The following is a 14,173-nucleotide window of genomic DNA, read 5'->3' as shown; positions in this document are numbered from 1 at the left end:
GGCTCTTTATTCGGGCTGAAGGTTGGCGGCCTTGGCGACCTTGGTCCAACGCGCGATGTCACTCGCGATGCGCTTGGACAAGGCCGCGGCGTCGTTGTCGCCTGGTTCCATGCCAAGCGCATGCATCTTCTCGACCATGTCCTTTTCCTTGAGGACCTCACCCGCCGCCGCACGGAGCTTGGCGAGCACCGGGGCCGACGTGCCCTTGGGCGCCATCAGGGCCGTCCAGATCGGGGCGTCGTAGCCCGGATAGCCCAGCTCGGCGATGGTGGGCACGTCCGGCAATGCGGCCGAGCGCTTGGCGGTCGTGACCGCGAGGGCCTTGAGCTTGCCGCCCTTGACCTGCTGGATCACCGCGGGGCTGTCCAGTACACCCGACTGAATCTCGCCGCCAAGCAGGCCGGTCACGACGAGGCCGGACCCCTTGTAAAGGATGTGGTTGAACTTCACGCCCGCGGTGGTCGAGATGGTCTCTGCCACCAGCACGAACGAGGTGGTCGGCGTCCCGTTGTCCAGCTTGCCGTCCTTCGTGGTCTTGGAGAACTGCACGAGTTCGGCAAAGTTCTTCACGGGCAAGGAAGCAGGCACGGTCACGACGAGTGGAAAGGTCCCGAGCAGCGCGATCGGCTCGAAGTCCTTGACCGGGTCGTACGGCAGGTTCTTCATCAGGATCGGATTGGTCGTCAATCCACCGCTGGAAGACACGAGCAGCGTGTAGCCGTCAGGCTGTGCCTTGGCGACGAAGTCGTTGCCGATGGCGGAGTTCGCGCCGGGCTTGTTCTCCACGATAAAGGTCTGCTTCAGCTTGTCCTGCAACTTGGCCGCAAGCAGGCGGGCCAGGATGTCGTTGGTGCCGCCGGGCGAGAAGCCGACGACGATCTTGACGGCCTTGTCCGGATAGGCCTGGGCCGAAGCGAGCTGAGGGGCGAACGAGATGAAGGTCGTCGCGAGCGCGGCGCCGAGAGCGCGCAAGGCTGCCCTGCGCGGGCGTGCCGATGGCTTGTGCATTGTCTTGTCTCCGTTGGGTCGTCGAGGGCGACGTAGTCAATCAAGTCCGCATGCCGGATTGATAGTCCATTTTACGGACACGATCTGATACTCGTCAAATTTTGACTACGCAGTCCGTCAGACGGACAATCAGCAACCAGCCAAGACTCGGCGTAGATCCGGCGACCGGGGACAAGTGAACAAACGGACCCGGCTTGCGCGACTGCGTGATCTCGTGAGAGGGCATTGATGCCAGGATTCCTCCCGTCATCTCAATATGACCCGCGCCGGAGCCCTGGCCACACGGCATCGACGCGACCAACGCCCGATGCCTATTTCAAGCCTTTAATAGCTCCTAGCAGGAAACTAGATAGCCCCCTTAAGAACCGGCCGAATGGCTTCTCAAGCGCACTCGCCAGCCCTACATCAAGCTAGAACTTGGGTTGGCCGCTTTTCCCTTTTGCTTGCGTGGGCCTGCATCGCCCCTCCGCGCAAGTTGGCGAGGCAATGCACTCAGTGCGGGCGCGTGCCGCCTGCTATTCCGGCTTGATATTCAGCTTGTCGAGCACGCCTTGCCAAGTCTTGCGATCAGCTTCGATGTATCTCGCAAGCTGCTCGGGGGTGCCAGGACGCGGATAGGTGCCCAGCTCGCGCGACTTGGCTATCACATCGGGCAGAAGCAAAGCCTCGCCCATATCCCTGTTGAGTCTGGCCAGAATGGAGGCATCGATGCCCTTCTTCGCAATCACCGCGAACCAACCAAACGCCACCGCTCCCGAAACAGTGTCCTTGGCGAGGGGGAATTGATCAAGGCCCGGTTCGACACGGTCACTCATTGACGCCAAAACTCGAAGCCTCCCACCCTGAACGTTTCCTGCAACCACGTTATAGGTTTCCACCATCATCTTGGTCTGGCCGCCCAGCGTTGCCTGCATGGCCTGCGCGCCGCCCGGGTAGTGGACCTCGAGAAACTGAGTTCCAGACTGAAGACCAAGGAGCGCCGATGCGAGATGCGGCGCCGTGCCGCGCCCGTTGTCCGCGACCTCCATGCCCTGAGGCCGGGCCTTTGCTGCAGCGACAAATTCGCCGAGGGTTTTGTACGGCGAATCGGCAGGCACCGCGAGCACGAAGGGAGCCACCGCCGCCAACGTCACCGGCACAAAATCACGGTCGAAATCGTAAGACACGCCCTTGATGGTGCTCGGCGCGACAGAGATGGCGGATCCCTGAACGAACCCGAAGGTCGAGCCATCAGACGGGCCGCTCAAGATCGTATTCATGCCGATGACGCCACTTCCGCCAGGCTTGTTGTCGATCACAACTGCCTGCCCCCACTTGTTGCTCAGCTTGACCCCAACGAAGCGGATAAGAACGTCGGGGGCGGATCCTGCGGGGAACGGAACGACAAATCGCACTGGTTGTGCGGGCCACTTTGTGGCCGCGGTTGGAACCTGAGCAGCCGCCGTCAATGCAAGCAGGAAAAGCGCGGGCGCGAGCAGCCACCGACGACATCTCACATTTTCCCAGCTTGCATGCGATGGACCGCTTGCGGGAGCAAGCGTGCTCAGATTTGCGCGGGTCGTTATCGTCATCGTTCGTCTCCTGTTCGTCCTGCAGTCTTCTTGCTGCGCCGGCTACTCTAGGGAGCCTCATGACATCTGTGAAATCAGCATCTTGGATTTCTGTCATGTCTGTCTCGCATATGACGGGGCGACGGGCTGGTCGGCTGGCGCGATCGACCTCGCAATCTCTCTGAGCGATGCAGAGGTAGACCGGCTACCTCAAGCTGCTTCGCTCATGCTCGGCAGCGGATGGATACGGTCGTGCTCGGCAGCCTTGAGCAAGTCAAGCGCCACGTCGACGATCATGTCTTCCTGACCCCCGACCATGCGCCGCTTGCCAAGTTCGACCAGGATGTCCACCGTCTTGAGGCCGTACTTTCTTGCAGCCACTTCCGAGTGCCGCAAGAAGCTCGAGTACACGCCCGCGTAGCCCAGCGCCAACGTCTCGCGGTCCACTCGCACGGGCCGGTCCTGAAGAGGACGCACAATGTCGTCGGCCGCATCCATCAGCTTGTACAAGTCGGTGCCATGGCTCCAGCCGAGGCGAGCAGCCGCGGCGATGAACACCTCCAGCGGAGCATTGCCCGCGCCGGCGCCCATTCCTGCCAGGCTCGCGTCCACGCGGTCGCAGCCTTCTTCCACCGCGACGATGCTGTTGGCCACGCCGAGGCTCAGATTGTGGTGCGCGTGCATACCGGTCAAGGTCTCCGGCTTCAGCACGTCCTTGAACGCGCGGAAACGGTCGCGCACGTCATTCATGCTCAGCGCGCCGCCCGAGTCCACCACGTAGCAACAAGTCGCTCCATAGCTCTCCATCAACTTGGCTTGCTCCGCCAGCGCCTGCGGCGTGGTCATGTGACTCATCATCAGGAAGCCCACCGCTTCCATGCCCAGATGGCCGGCGTACTCGATATGCTGCCTCGACACGTCGGCCTCGGTGCAGTGCGTGGCCACGCGCACGATGCGCGCTCCCGCTTCATGAGCGGCCTTGAGATCGTGGACCGTGCCGATGCCAGGCAACAGCAGGGTCGCAATCTTCGCGTGCTTGACCACGCTTGCAACCGCCTCGATCCACTCGACATCCAAGTGTGCGCCAAATCCGTAGTTGAAACTCCCGCCTTGCAGGCCGTCGCCGTGAGCGACCTCAATGGAATCCACCTTGGCCTCGTCGAGAGCCGCGGCAATCTGCTTGGCCTGTGCGATGCTGTATTGATGGCGGATGGCGTGGCTGCCGTCCCGCAGCGTTACGTCCGAGATATAGATTTTCTTGCTCAGGTCATGCGTCATAGCGATCTCCTTCAATCGGCCACGGCGGCGAGCATGCGCTCGGCCATGGATTCGGCAGTGCGCAATGCAGCGCTGGTCATGATGTCGAGATTGCCCGCGTATGACGGCAGGTAGTGGGCGGCGCCTTCGACCTCCAGGAAGATGGAGGTCTTCAGTCCGTGCATCTGCGCGCCCACTCCCGGGATTCGGATCGGACTGGTCGCCTCGATGCGGTCGAACTGCACGCTCTGCTTGAGGCGATAACCTGGAACATACGCCTGAACATCAGCAGCCATTTTCGCGACCGATTCGGCAATTCGGTCCTCATCGACGAACTCGCTGAGCGTATAGACCGTATCGCGCATCATCAGAGGCGGTTCGGCAGGGTTCAGAACGATGATCGCCTTGCCTTTGGCTGCACCACCGACCACCTCGATGGCTTTCGATGTGGTCTCTGTGAACTCGTCGATGTTGGCTCGAGTGCCGGGGCCAGCGCTCTTGCTCGAGATACTCGCGACGATCTCTCCGTAGTGAACCTTCGCGACTCGCGACACGGCCGCCACCATTGGGATGGTGGCCTGTCCGCCGCAGGTGACCATGTTCACGTTCAGCGCATCGAGGTGAGCCTGGCCGTTGACTACAGGGATGCAGTACGGGCCGATCGCCGCAGGCGTGAGATCTACCAGCCGGATCCCGGCCTTGAGCTCCCGAAGAAAAGCATCGTTTCGAACGTGGGCACCCGCGGACGTCGCATCGAACACGATGTCGATGTCGGCAAAAACGGGTAGCCGGGAAAGACCTTCGACGCCCCCGTGGGTCGTCGCCACGCCCATTCGCGTGGCGCGTGCCAATCCATCGGAAGCGGCATCGATGCCGACCATCGCACCCATCTCGATATGCCACCCGTGGCGCAGGATCTTGATCATCAAGTCCGTGCCGATGTTCCCGCTGCCGATGATGGCGGCCTTCAGTTTTCCATTACCCATGCCCTGCCTCCTTGACGGAAGCGCCTTTGGGAACGCCGCCAACGCCCCAGTGAGCCGCGGGCACTTCCTGCAAGATGACGCGGATGGAATCGCGCGGCGCCGCTGTGGCGTCGACCGCCGCGTCGGTAAGGCCGCGAATGAGCGCCGACTTGGCCTCGGCGCTTCGCCCTTCGATGAGGGTGACTTGTATCAGTGGCATGCTCTTCTCACTCTGTCGTGTTGATCTCAACGCGTCCGAGACCCTGCATCTCGAGCGCAACGTGTTGCCCCGGAGCCAGCGCCTCCGCCGCGGTTGCACCTCCCGCCATGACAAGCCAGCCTTCTTGCAACGGCTCACCCGCCTGCGCACTCAGGCGCGCAGCCGCGACAAGTGAGCGCAGTGGGTTGCCCAGGATCCCAGCAGTGCTTCCGACCTGGCGGGGGATTCCATTGATCGATAGCACGAGGCCGAGATTGCTGAAGTCCTGACGCGGGTCCTGCCAGGGGCCGATCACGTAGCCTGAGGACGAAGCGTTGTCGGCAACCACGTCCTCAAGCGAAAAGCGAAAGGCTTCAAAGCGCGAGTCAATGATCTCGAGCGCCGGGGCGATGGCCACCACCGCGTCCAGTGCCTGCGCGAGGCTGGCACCAGCCGGCAGAGGTTTGCCGAGCAGGAATGCCAGTTCGGGCTCGACGCGCGGATGTACGAAGCGACCGAGAGCGACTTGTCCGCCATCTTCTTCGGCCATCGCGTCGGTGAGGCGGCCCCAGATCATGTCGTGCACGCCCATCTGGACCATCTTTGCGCGGCTGGTGAAGCCCATCTTCATGCCCGTTCGGCGTTCCCCGCGTGCGAGGCGGTGGGCGATAGAAAGGCGCTGAATTTCATATGCCTCTTCGACGCTTAGCTCTTCCTCCCCACCAAATTGGGCGATCGGCTTGGCGTAGCGCGCGGCGTCATCGACCCGTTGCGCCAAAGATGTGATGCTTTGCTCGCTCATTGCTGTTGCTCCTCGAATACGGCGCGAACGGAACCGAGGCCCTGGATCCGAGCCTCAAAAACATCGCCAGGGCGCACCGAAGCCATCGGTCCCAAAGCGCCGGTCAGCACGACATCCCCAGCCTTCAAGCCCCGCCCCAGCTCCGCCATCTTGTTGGCGAGCCAGACGGCGGCGTTCAACGGATGGCCAAGGCATGCCGCTCCTGCGCCGAGCGAGACCTGCTCCCCGGAGCGCTCCATCACCATGCCGGCGAGGCGGAGGTCGAGACCGTCCAGGCGTACCGGCGTATTCCCAAGCACGAACGCACTGCTCGAGGCGTTGTCCGCAACGGTGTCGACGAAGCGGATGTTCCAGTCGGCGATCCGACTGCCAACTATCTCAATCGCTGGCAGCGCGAACGCCACTGCCCGCAGCATCTGCGCCACGGTGACACCTGGCTCGGACAGATCGTGTTCCATTACCAAGGCGACTTCGGCCTCGACCTTTGGCTGCTGGAGAGCGGCCCAACGCACCGGTTCCCCGTCCGCAACCGCCATGTCTGCGAACAGCATTCCGTAGTCGGGTTGGTCTACGCCGAGTTGCTTCTGCACAGCTTTCGCGGTGAGCCCGATCTTTCTGCCCACCAGGCGGCCGCCGGCACTCAGCCGACGCTGCGTATTGACTTCCTGAACCGCGTAGGCTTCTTGGGGCCCGAATCCAGGGTAGGTTTCGCGCAGAGGCGCGATTGCGTTGCCGCTTTCAGCGGCAGCCCACAGCAGCTCCGCTGCGGCGTTTACGTCATGCAGGTTCATTGAGCCTCTCCGTTGAGCTTGATGCAGATGTTCGACAGCTCGGTGTAGAACTCGAGCGAGTGAACTCCGCCCTCGCGTCCAATGCCCGATGCGCCAGAGCCGCCGAATGCGGTGCGCAGATCGCGCAGGAACCACGTATTCACCCACACCACCCCAACCTTCAAGGCGCCGGCGAATCGGTGTGCGCGATCGATGTCTCGGGTGTAGACAGATGCCGCGAGCCCGTACGGCGTGTCATTGGCCATATGAAGCGCCTCCTTCTCGGTGTCGAAGGGAATCACGACGCAGCAAGGTCCGAAGATCTCCTCGCTCGCAACACGCGAACCGTGGGCAAGGCCTGTCCATATGGTTGGCTCGATCCATGAGCCGCCCTTCATTGAACTGGAAAGCTCGGGTATCCCACCACCAGTAATGACTTTCGCTCCATCTGTCTTTGCCAAGGCGTAGTAGTCGAGCACCTTCTTCTGATGCTCGGCCGATATCAGCGGACCAAAATTTGCATCCGGATCATTGGCGTGGCCTGGCTTGAGACGCGCAGCGGCATCGGCCAGCTTCTGCACTACGGCGTCGAACACGGAGCGCTGCACGTACACGCGTTCGGTTCCGAGGCAGACTTGGCCCGTGTTCTCAAACACCGAACGGGCAAGTCCCGCAATGGTCACGTCGAGGTCTGCATCGTCGAAAACGACGGCCGCATTCTTGCCCCCCAGTTCCATGGAAACCGGCTTGATGCCGGCCGCAGACGCGCGGATGATCGCCGCTCCTGTGCGGGTCTCGCCGGTGAAAGTGATCGCATCGATGCCTGGATGGGTCGTCAGAAATTCGCCGGCCGAGTCCGGTCCGAAGCCATGGACCACGTTGTAGACGCCTTTGGGAATGCCAACGGCATTCATGACCTCGCCCAGGAGGGCTGCCGTTGCTGGCGTCTCCTCGGATGGCTTGACCACAACCGTGTTCCCGCAAGCGAGCGCCGGACCCACTTTCCAAGTCATCAGCAAAAGCGGCAGATTCCAGGGGCAGACCACGGCGACCACGCCCTTGGGACGCCTTGAGGCGTAGTTCAGAGCTGGCTTCCCGTCCGGAGCATGGCTTGCAAAGGACTCTGTTGGAACATTCCGAACGACGTCGGCAAAAACGCGAAAGTTTGCTGCTCCGCGCGGAATGTCCAGATGCGAAGCGAGGGAGCGCGGCTTGCCTGTGTCAGCGATTTCAGCGGCGATGAAATCTTCCGCACGACGATCGATCTCTGCAGCCACCGCGTACAGCAGGTCACACCGCTGGGCGAGCTTGAGCGAGCCCCACGGGCCCGAGAGCGCCTCCCGCGCGGCGCGGACCGCGTCGTCCACGTCCTCGCGAGCGGCTTCGCTCACGTTGTCGATCAGCGAGCCATCGACTGGGTTGGTGTCGTCGAAGGTCCGACCCGTGCGACCTTCTCGGTACTCACCATTGATGAAATTACGGATCACCTCTGTCTCCTAGGATTGAAGTTCGGAATCGCCGGCTGTGAGGTAGTCCCACATCCGCTCGTATATGCCCCCGGAGTCCGTGGCCCGACGCTCGCGTTCCGACTGGCTCAGGACCACTGATGCCTCCTGCAGACCGGCCGCAAGGACGGCGAGTTCGAGGCGTGCAGCGTCTTCGAGGTACCAGGTCAGCACAACCACCTTAACCAGGGAATCGGCCGCCACCACAACCCCGTTGCCGCGCATCACGACGGCATTGCCGTTACCCAGCGCGTCGATGACGGCCGAGGCACGTTCGTCGTCACGGATCAACTGAGGGTCGTCCCAAAGGGCCGCCCCGGCACCAAAGTACGAACCCATGCCGTGACGGGGCTGAGGCGTCCGGCGCGCCGTTCCCAGGGTCATGAGCGCGGGAGGCATGGTTCGCGCAACAGCCATCGTCTGCGGATGGCGCTGGTAGATCTGCTGATGGATGCGAACCTCGCCCAAAACACCGTCCGGTAGCGGACCATTCACCGGAACCACACGTCCTGCCTCGCCAGCGGCAATCAACGCCATCGGACGCGCCGCGCAGACGAGGAAATGCTTCTCGTCGAGGCGCACGCTGCAATGGCCGTACGCGTGAGCCAACCCGTGGCGGCCGAGGGCGCGGGCCGCGATGCGCAACTGCTTCTGGACAGACTCCGCCGCGTTCATGGCTGCGTTTCCTCGTCAGCGGATTGGCGGAACTCGGCGATGTCCGGCACGGAGCCCCACATGCAGAACGATTCGTTGACGCGGGGGAATTGACGAGGCTGGTAGGTCGCCTCCTCCTCGGCAGTAAAGGTCCGTACGCCGGTGGAGAACTCATAGATCATGTCGTCCGGTCCGCGGAAGTACAGGAACCTTGCGCCTGACGTCGGATGGCGGCCCGGCCCGAAAGCGATCGGAACGCCTCGCTCCTTCAGCATGTACCAGGCACGCATGATGTCGTCCACAGACTCCACTTGATGGTTGACATGCTGGACGCCGGAGCGGTTCGTCGGAAACAGCGCCACTTTGTGATGAACGTCGTCGATGCGAAGCAGCGGCGCGTCGCCAATTCGGTCACTCACACGCGCGCCGAGCACCTGGGTCCAGAAATGCTCGTCTCGTTTCGCATCGGTCGTGCAAAGGCCCACATGACTGAACCCGGTGACGCCTGCGTCGCGTTCAGGGAAGTAGCGACGGCCGCTGTGGTGCGGACCCAGCACGAGGTCGATCTTGTTTCCAGTCGGGTCCCTGAAATGGATGAAGCCGTTCACATGGCGCTGTTCGCACTCTTCTGCTGAACCCGCGCGCACCTCGATGCCCGAGTTGCTGAGCTCGGCACCGGCGGCGTCGAGTTCTTCAGAGGTCCTGATCTCGAACCCAACCGTATGGTCGGCAGGATCACCTTCGAAATACACGAGCGTGTGATCACGGCTGTCGCTGCGGAAATAGGAGGAGCCGGCCTCCACCCGCGCCAACTCCAGGCCGAGCACCTCGCGCGCAAATCGATCGGTTTCGACATGTTGGCGCGTCCCGAGGCGCACGTATCGGATGTCGAGCAGGTTGATCACTGGTTGTCTCCTTCGGCTTCAGGTGCGGTCAATGTAGAAGAGTCCGTGACATTCCCGAAATGAAAGAACAGAATTCGTCATATGCCTCAATCCGATATCAAGCCGCGACATCCCTCGCGCCTGCTCTCGCGGCAGTTGGATCTCAACCTCCTGGAGCTCTTCGAGACGGTCTACCGCACGCGCAACCTCACGGCGGCTGGTTCCCAGCTCGGCCTGACGCTGCCTGCCGTGAGTCGGGGCATTTCCCGCCTGAAGGAGATGTATGGCGATGCGTTGTTCGTGCGGCAGCAACGCGGCGTTGTTCCGACTCCTTTCGCTGATACCCTGGTGACACCTGTGGCCTCTGCATTGGAGATCCTGCGCTCCACCGTGCAACGACCAACGTTCAGGCCGGACGTCGAGGCACGAACTTTCCGGGTGGCCATGAGCGATATCGGCGAGCGGCTCTTCCTTCCCCGCCTGATGTCGCATCTGGCAAAGGCCGCACCCCGGGTGGTCGTGGACGCAGTCTCTCCGAGCCTGGGCGAGCTTCACGATGGGCTTGCCTCCGGTCAGATCGACCTCGCGGTGGGCTACCTGAGTGACCTAGGGAAGCAGATGCACCAGCGCCGCTTGTTTCATGAACGCTTCGTCTATGTCGCTCGCAAAAGCCACCCCGGCATCCACGGAAAACTACGTCGCGAGCAGCTCAGAGAGCTGCGCCACGTTATCGCAGGTCCCGAGGGCATGCAGCACGCCACTTCGGTAGAGAAGGTGTTGTCGGGCCCCCGCGTCAAAGCGCGCGTAGCCTTGAGGGTTCACAGCTTCCTTTGCGTAGGGCCGATCGTGGCGTCTACAGACTTGATCGGCCCCGTTCCGAGCAACCTCGGAGCAATGGTTGCAACGCACATGGACCTGCAACTCCTCGAACCCCCAGTGCTGTTTCCCGGCTTCGATGTCACCTTGACGTGGCACCAGCGATTTCACCGCGACCCGGGCAGCGAATGGCTTCGGGGGGTGCTGATCGCCCTCTTCGATTCGCAAACGGTTGCCGCGGACGCTCACGCGTAGCACCCCAAGCGAAACACGCTTCGGCCCGAAGCTGGCCATCCTTCGTTTATTCGAGGAACATTTCGGCAATCATCGATCGGAGCCATTGATTCGCCGGGTCGAGATGGAAGCGCTCATGCCAGTGCTGCTTGATGGCAAAAGTAGGCAGTTCAAATGGCGGAGCCAGCAACCTCACTGCCGCGATGCTGACCAACATCTGGGCGACGCGCTCCGGCACCGTGGCGATGAGATCGGTCTGTGCAACCAGGTTGCCCAGGCCCGGCAACGTGGGGAGCGAGAGGGCGAGCCGTCTCTCGATCCCCAAGCGCTTCAACTGCTGCACGAGCAAGTCGTGTCCGGTCCCGGGCGCCGTGATTGCGACGTGCTTCTCGCGTTTGAAGTGTGTCAGGGTCATTCGCTTGGCCACTCGGGGATGGTCTTTGCGCACCACGCACGCAAAACCCTGCTCGAAGAGGCGTTGCTGGTAGAAGCCGGCCTCCAGTTCCGGCATGAACCCGACGGCCAGATCGGCGTCTCCGTTCTCGAGCAACCGCCGCGTTTCCGGCGCTATCCGCAGTACCGCGATATGGATCGAGGGAGCAACCTCGGCAACGCGATGGATCAGCCGAGGAAGGAATTCCAAGTGGCTGACGTCGGTCATGCAAAGTCTGAAATGCCGGCTCGAGCTTTCGGCGTCGAAAACGACCTGCTGCCGGGTCGCCAACCGCAGCAGTTCCAGGGCCTGGCGAAGTGGCCCAAGCAGGTCATTTGCATGTGGCGTGGGGACCATCCCCTCTGCGGTCCGCACGAAGAGCGGATCGTTGAACTGGCGTCGCATACGCGCGAGGGCCAGGCTCACCGAGGTCTGCGGGATGTTCAGGTTCTCGGCCGCCCGGGTCACGCTGCGTGTCTTGTACACCTCGTCAAACACCGCAAGAAGACGCATGTCCATTATTTAGCTTCCTGCTTGAAGGTATTGTGGCTATTGCATGGACGTCATGATCGTCGAAACCTAAAGTTGCGACAACTGGCCCAGTTTCAGAGCCAACTATCGGAGACATCCCATGCAGCATCGCCTGACACTCAAGTGGCTTCTTTCTTTGTCCCTTGGCCTTGCGGCCGCCTCACTCCACGCGCAACAGTACCCCAAGGGCCCTATCCACCTCGTTGTCCCGTTCGCGGCGGGCTCGACCCCGGACCTGGTCGCCCGCCTCGTTGGCGAGAGGCTCGGTACGCGCCTTGGTCAACCTGTCGTGGTGGACAACAAGGCCGGAGCGTCCGGCAATATTGGAACCACGGCGGTGGCGAAGGCATCTCCGGATGGGCAGACCATAGGAATCGGGATCGCCGGCACCCTCGCAGTGAACGCGCTGCTCTACAAGAAAATGCCCTATGACCCGGCACGCGACATCGAGCTCATCACGGTCGCCGCTTCCCAGCCGGCGGTCTTGGTCACGTCTTCCAAGTTTCCCGCGAACAACGTCGCTGATCTGCTCGCGCAGCTGAAAAAGAGCCCTGGGAAATACAGTTTCGCGTCCATTGGCGCCGGCTCGGCATCCCATCTCGCAATGCAAGCCCTCGGTGCGCTGACGTCCGCAAATCTCGTGCATGTTCCCTATCCTGGCTCTGGAGCCGCCGTCACGGCGATCATCTCGGGCGAAGTGGACATGGGCGTGCTCCCTGCTGCGACGGTCATGCCATTCGTCAAGTCTGGGCGGGTGAAAGCCCTGGCGATCGCCTCGTCGAAACGCTCGCAGTTCCTGCCGCAATTGCCGACCCTCGCCGAAGTGGGGGCGCCTGAAGTTCAGGCCGATGCGTGGATCGGCATCGTGGCTCCGGCCAAGACTCCGGCGGACATCGTGACCCGCCTGCACACCGAACTCGTGCAGATCCTCGCCGAGCCCGCCATTCAAGAGAAGCTTCGCCTCCAGTACATGGCTCCGGTGGCGAACACGCCCGCGGAGTTTCGAAGCATGGTGAATGATGAGGTTGCCCGCTGGAAGCCGGTGATCGAGAAGAACAACATTACGCTCGACTGATCGGGAGCTTACGAAGATGAACACACAATCCCACTCCGTTGCTGAACCGGGCCGCAAGGTCCCACTATTGGGCGAGTACGACGTCGTCGTACTTGGTGGTGGGCCCGCCGGCATGGCCGCAGCAACGGCAGCTGCGCGCAACGGATGCGCAGTGCTGCTGACTGAGCGATACGGATTCATGGGCGGTATGGGCACCGCCGCGGGTGTCACGAATTTCTGCGGTCTGCACGCGAACGTCTTTGGCACCATCAAACAGGTGGTTCATGGATTCGCGGACGATGTGCTTCAAAAGATGCGTGACCTGGACGGACTCAGCGAGCCGCATCTGATTTTCGGCAAGATCCTCGCTCAAGCGTATGACATGTCCGCGTTCAAGTGCGCGGCGGACGAGGTGGTTACGGCTGCTGGGGTCCAGATCATGTTTCATGCCCTGGCGGCAGGGATCGTGAAGGCACCCGATGGCCGGATCGACGCCGTCATCCTGGAAACCAAGTCGGGGCGGCTCGCGGTGCGCGGGAAGTGCTTCATCGATTGCTCCGGCGACGCCGACATCGCGCACTGGGCGGGCGTTCCCACGGAAAAGGGCGACGATCAGGGTCACTTGTTGTATCCCACGCTACTTTTTCGGATCGGCAACGTCGATGCGCAACGGGCCGGGGAAGCATGGACCCGAATTCCGTCCTTGATGGCCGAGGCGGAGGCGGCAGGCGAGTTCAAATTTCCCCGCAAGGGAGCCATCGTCCGTCCGCAAAAACACCCGTACGAATGGCGCGCAAACGTCACGCAACTGAAGATGCCCGATGGCAAGGCCATCGACGGCACCGATGTCATCGCGCTTAGCGACGGTGAGCTCGAGGGTCGCCGGCAGATCGTCGACTATCTGAAGTTCCTCCGCGCAAAGGTGCCAGGCTTTAAGAATGCCTACGCCTTGGATATTGCGCCCCAGATCGGAATTCGAGAAACCCGGCGGCTTGTCGGCGAATACATGCTCACCGCTGACGACGTGCTCGGCTGTGCGGACTTCGACGACACGATCGGCGTCAATGGTTGGCCCCTGGAGATGCACGTTGCAGGGGATGTGAAGTGGATGTGGCCGCCGATTCCCGAATCGCGTGGCTACAACCAGCTCCCCTTTCGCATGATGCTGCCCCACCGTTCGACTGCCGGCGGGGTGGACAATCTTCTTGTCGCCGGACGTTGTGCCTCCATGACCCACGACGGCCAGTCGGCCGCCAGAGTGACGGGCGCCTGCTTCGCGATGGGCCAGGCTGCCGGTACAGCGGCCGCACTCGCCGTGTCAGGCGGGGTCTCGGTTCATGACATCGACGTCAAGGCGCTTCAACGTACGATCGAGGGCCAAGGCGCCTTCCTTGGGCGTGGATCGCCCGACGACCTCCCTCAATAGAAATGCGGAAGTGAGTGTGAGCGGCGTTAGCGCCGCGTCGCTCCGGACAGCCCGGCGGAGGCACTTCGCAGTGCTTGCTCCGGCA

General features: G+C 62.2%; 14 protein-coding genes. 3 read left to right on the top strand and 11 right to left on the bottom strand.

Annotation, left to right across the window (positions count from 1 at the left end; genetic code table 11):
• Positions 1–6: 6 nt before the first annotated feature.
• From IB278_RS31380 to IB278_RS31335, 10 genes are all read right to left on the bottom strand, one after another.
• Positions 7–1,008, bottom strand: coding sequence for a Bug family tripartite tricarboxylate transporter substrate binding protein (locus tag IB278_RS31380; RefSeq protein ID WP_192327982.1), 1,002 nt, complete (start codon positions 1,006–1,008; stop codon positions 7–9).
• Positions 1,009–1,523: 515 nt separating this feature from the next.
• Positions 1,524–2,579, bottom strand: a complete 1,056-nt coding sequence (locus tag IB278_RS31375) for a Bug family tripartite tricarboxylate transporter substrate binding protein (RefSeq protein WP_192327979.1) — start codon at positions 2,577–2,579, stop codon at positions 1,524–1,526.
• Between the two features lie 189 nt (positions 2,580–2,768).
• Positions 2,769–3,836 (bottom strand): 4-hydroxy-2-oxovalerate aldolase, encoded by a 1,068-nt coding sequence (gene dmpG / locus IB278_RS31370; protein ID WP_192327976.1) that lies wholly within the window; start codon positions 3,834–3,836, stop codon positions 2,769–2,771.
• 11 nt (positions 3,837–3,847) lie between these two features.
• Entirely contained in the window at positions 3,848–4,801 is a 954-nt protein-coding gene (locus tag IB278_RS31365; RefSeq protein WP_192327973.1) for an acetaldehyde dehydrogenase (acetylating), read from the bottom strand.
• On the bottom strand, positions 4,794–5,000 hold the full coding sequence (locus IB278_RS31360; RefSeq protein ID WP_192327970.1) for a 2-hydroxymuconate tautomerase: 207 nt from the start codon (positions 4,998–5,000) through the stop codon (positions 4,794–4,796). The genes IB278_RS31365 and IB278_RS31360 overlap by 8 nt, the downstream gene beginning before the upstream one ends.
• Positions 5,001–5,007: 7 nt before the next feature.
• Positions 5,008–5,781 carry a 2-keto-4-pentenoate hydratase gene (locus IB278_RS31355; RefSeq protein ID WP_192327967.1) on the bottom strand — a complete coding sequence of 258 codons (774 nt, stop codon included), beginning with the start codon at positions 5,779–5,781 and terminating at the stop codon, positions 5,008–5,010.
• Entirely contained in the window at positions 5,778–6,572 is a 795-nt protein-coding gene (locus IB278_RS31350; RefSeq protein ID WP_192327964.1) for a 2-keto-4-pentenoate hydratase, read from the bottom strand. Before IB278_RS31350 ends, IB278_RS31355 begins: the two co-directional genes overlap by 4 nt.
• Entirely contained in the window at positions 6,569–8,038 is a 1,470-nt protein-coding gene (locus IB278_RS31345; RefSeq protein WP_192327961.1) for a 2-hydroxymuconic semialdehyde dehydrogenase, read from the bottom strand. The genes IB278_RS31350 and IB278_RS31345 overlap by 4 nt, the downstream gene beginning before the upstream one ends.
• A gap of 9 nt (positions 8,039–8,047) precedes the next feature.
• Positions 8,048–8,731, bottom strand: coding sequence for a class II aldolase/adducin family protein (locus IB278_RS31340; RefSeq protein ID WP_192327959.1), 684 nt, complete (start codon positions 8,729–8,731; stop codon positions 8,048–8,050).
• The gene (locus IB278_RS31335; protein ID WP_192327956.1) at positions 8,728–9,615 is read right to left on the bottom strand and encodes a VOC family protein; all 888 of its coding nucleotides are present in this window, start codon (positions 9,613–9,615) and stop codon (positions 8,728–8,730) included. The genes IB278_RS31340 and IB278_RS31335 overlap by 4 nt, the downstream gene beginning before the upstream one ends.
• An 81-nt stretch (positions 9,616–9,696) precedes the next feature.
• Here IB278_RS31335 and IB278_RS31330 point away from each other — a divergent pair, with 81 nt between their 5' ends.
• Positions 9,697–10,665, top strand: coding sequence for a LysR family transcriptional regulator (locus IB278_RS31330; protein ID WP_192327954.1), 969 nt, complete (start codon positions 9,697–9,699; stop codon positions 10,663–10,665).
• Between the two features lie 46 nt (positions 10,666–10,711).
• Here IB278_RS31330 and IB278_RS31325 read toward each other — a convergent pair whose 3' ends face one another.
• Positions 10,712–11,596: a LysR family transcriptional regulator gene (locus tag IB278_RS31325; protein WP_192327952.1), complete on the bottom strand. Its 885-nt coding sequence runs from the start codon at positions 11,594–11,596 to the stop codon at positions 10,712–10,714.
• 112 nt (positions 11,597–11,708) lie between these two features.
• On the opposite strand from IB278_RS31325, the gene IB278_RS31320 reads away from it, so the two are divergent.
• Positions 11,709–12,683, top strand: a complete 975-nt coding sequence (locus IB278_RS31320) for a Bug family tripartite tricarboxylate transporter substrate binding protein (protein ID WP_192327950.1) — start codon at positions 11,709–11,711, stop codon at positions 12,681–12,683.
• Positions 12,684–12,699: 16 nt separating this feature from the next.
• Complete coding sequence (locus tag IB278_RS31315; protein WP_192327948.1) at positions 12,700–14,088, top strand: FAD-dependent oxidoreductase; 1,389 nt, start codon at positions 12,700–12,702, stop codon at positions 14,086–14,088.
• Positions 14,089–14,173: the final 85 nt, after the last annotated feature.

The organism is Variovorax sp. VRV01 (assembly GCF_014852545.1).
Classification (GTDB): domain Bacteria; phylum Pseudomonadota; class Gammaproteobacteria; order Burkholderiales; family Burkholderiaceae_C; genus Variovorax; species Variovorax beijingensis_A.
The sequence above is the reverse complement of the archived record's forward strand: the minus strand, read 5'-3'. Positions and strand labels throughout refer to the sequence as shown.

Bases quoted from the DNA above. Each gene is read 5' to 3' on its own strand.
- IB278_RS31380 (WP_192327982.1), bottom strand. From the start codon at position 1,008: ATGCACAAGCCATCGGCACGCCCGCGCAGGGCAGCCTTGCGCGCTCTC.
- IB278_RS31375 (WP_192327979.1), bottom strand. From the start codon at position 2,579: ATGACGATAACGACCCGCGCAAATCTGAGCACGCTTGCTCCCGCAAGC.
- dmpG (WP_192327976.1), bottom strand. From the start codon at position 3,836: ATGACGCATGACCTGAGCAAGAAAATCTATATCTCGGACGTAACGCTG.
- IB278_RS31365 (WP_192327973.1), bottom strand. From the start codon at position 4,801: ATGGGTAATGGAAAACTGAAGGCCGCCATCATCGGCAGCGGGAACATC.
- IB278_RS31360 (WP_192327970.1), bottom strand. From the start codon at position 5,000: ATGCCACTGATACAAGTCACCCTCATCGAAGGGCGAAGCGCCGAGGCC.
- IB278_RS31355 (WP_192327967.1), bottom strand. From the start codon at position 5,781: ATGAGCGAGCAAAGCATCACATCTTTGGCGCAACGGGTCGATGACGCC.
- IB278_RS31350 (WP_192327964.1), bottom strand. From the start codon at position 6,572: ATGAACCTGCATGACGTAAACGCCGCAGCGGAGCTGCTGTGGGCTGCC.
- IB278_RS31340 (WP_192327959.1), bottom strand. From the start codon at position 8,731: ATGAACGCGGCGGAGTCTGTCCAGAAGCAGTTGCGCATCGCGGCCCGC.
- IB278_RS31330 (WP_192327954.1), top strand. From the start codon at position 9,697: ATGCCTCAATCCGATATCAAGCCGCGACATCCCTCGCGCCTGCTCTCG.
- IB278_RS31325 (WP_192327952.1), bottom strand. From the start codon at position 11,596: ATGGACATGCGTCTTCTTGCGGTGTTTGACGAGGTGTACAAGACACGC.
- IB278_RS31320 (WP_192327950.1), top strand. From the start codon at position 11,709: ATGCAGCATCGCCTGACACTCAAGTGGCTTCTTTCTTTGTCCCTTGGC.
- IB278_RS31315 (WP_192327948.1), top strand. From the start codon at position 12,700: ATGAACACACAATCCCACTCCGTTGCTGAACCGGGCCGCAAGGTCCCA.